Here is a 557-nt window from a genome sequence, read left to right as displayed (position 1 = left end):
ACGAATAAAGAATGGTGGCAACGTGTTCTAGACGGTTCTTATAGCTTAGAGCGTCTTGGTCAATAATTTTAGAATAAGGTAAGAAAATGAAAGGCATTATCCTTGCTGGTGGATCTGGAACGCGTCTATATCCAATTACTCGTGGGGTCTCAAAGCAACTGCTTCCGGTCTATGACAAACCAATGATTTATTACCCGCTATCAGTTTTAATGTTATCGGGAATTCGAGAAATATTAATTATCACTACTCCTGAAGACCAAGAAGGATTTATGCGTTTACTTGGTGATGGATCTGATTTTGGTATTGCTTTGACCTATGCAGTTCAAGAAAAACCAGAGGGATTAGCACAAGCATTTATTATTGGCGAAGAGTTTATCGGAAATGATTCGGTTTGCTTGGTGTTAGGCGACAATATCTTCTATGGTCAATCTTTCTCTCAGACATTACGAAGTGCCGCTAACCAAACATCTGGAGCGACTGTCTTTGGTTATCAAGTAAAAGATCCGGAACGTTTTGGGGTTGTTGAGTTTGATGCAAATATGAAAGCGCTTTCTATT

General features: G+C 39.3%; 1 protein-coding gene. It reads left to right on the top strand.

The window, feature by feature from the left end; all coding sequences use genetic code 11:
* Positions 1–86: 86 nt before the first annotated feature.
* A partial coding sequence (locus R7Z50_RS30005) for a sugar nucleotidyltransferase (protein ID WP_318150086.1) occupies positions 87–557 on the top strand: 471 nt, incomplete at its 3' end.

The organism is Vibrio sp. 1249-1 (assembly GCF_033340495.1).
Note: the sequence above shows the minus strand (reverse complement) of the source record. Positions and strands in the feature narration are given on the sequence as shown.